Annotated in this window: 2 protein-coding genes; both read right to left on the reverse strand. The window is 77.6% G+C overall.

All coding sequences use genetic code 11. The features are described 5' to 3' along the window. Nucleotides 1-628: amidase family protein (locus tag ACOV8S_RS22450; RefSeq protein WP_448319761.1), on the reverse strand; the 628-nt coding region annotated here is incomplete at its 3' end. After that, a partial coding sequence (locus ACOV8S_RS22455; RefSeq protein WP_448319763.1) for a peptidase dimerization domain-containing protein occupies nt 625-1,234 on the reverse strand: 610 nt, incomplete at its 5' end. The genes ACOV8S_RS22450 and ACOV8S_RS22455, both read right to left, overlap by 4 nt.

Genomic DNA, 1,234 nt, shown 5'->3' on the forward strand with positions numbered 1-1,234 from the left:
GGTCCAGCACGGCGGCGGCGTCCGCGACGCGGCGGGTGAGGGGGCCGGGTGTGTTGAGACCTGCCCGGTCACGTGCGGGCAGCCTGCCGTTGGTGGGCTTGAGCCCGACGACGGAGCACCAGGCGGCGGGGATGCGGACGGATCCGGCGCCGTCGCTCCCGGTGGCCAGCGGCACCATGCCCCGGGCGACGGCCGCCGCGGACCCGGCGGAGGAGCCGCCGGGGCTGCGGCGCGGGTCGTGCGGGTTCAGGGTGGGCCCGGCGGGCGTGGCGCCCCAGGTCTGCCAGGCGGTGCCGGGACCCGGTGTGGAGGTGGCCCCCACCGGTACGCAGCCTGCGGCGAGCAGCCGGGCGGTCTGGAAGGCGGCGGGGCCCTCGGTGGCCTTCACCCCGATCGGCACGCCGGCCAACGGCAGCGTCTCCCCTGCGCGCAGCCGTCGTTCGACCTCGGCGGCGGCCTCGGCGGCGCGACGGGGCCAGAGCTCCGTGAAGGCCCGGGTCCGCGGTTCCTCCTCCTCGATCCGGGCGAACGCGGCCTCCAGGACCTCGGCCGGGCGCAGCAGCCCGCCGCGCACCAGGGCGGCGACGCGCAGCGCCGGCCAGTGCGGATACTCCTCGGCGACGCTCATGCCGCGCCCAGCAGTTGAAGGACCGCCTGCCGGTAGACCCGGTACACGCGCGGCAGTTCGGCGAGGTCCACGCACTCGTCGGTACCGTGCAGCCCTCGGTACGGGAGCCCGAACCCGGCGGTGGCGGGGATCCCCTCCCCCGCCAGCAGGTTGCCGATGTTGGAGGGGCCGGCCACCTTCGCCCGTACCGCGAGCCCTTCTCCGGCGGCGGCGTCCAGCAGGGCGGCGGCGGGCTGCCGGTCGCGCTCCAGCCGGTAGGCCGGCCAGGCGGCGACCGCGTCCACGGCGGTGCGCGTCGGCCCGGGGATGGCTGCGTCGAAGGCGGTGACGAGGTCGCGGACCAGGCGTTCGGCCTCGGCGGGGCCGAAGCCGGGTGTGGTGCGCACGTCGACGTTGATCGCGCAGCGGTCCGGGACCACCGAGAAGCCCTCACCGCCGCCGATCGCGGTCACCGTCAGCCGTGGCGGCAACGGCCAGTCCTCGCCCGGCAGTTCGGCCGCGTCGAGCATGCCCACCAGGCGGGCGGCCCGCGACACCGCGCCCGCGGTCTCCCGCCGGGCCCCCGAGTGGCCTGCCGACGCGTGCACGGTGAGCACGCACCGCCAC

This window comes from Streptomyces sp. CO7, from assembly GCF_053474865.1.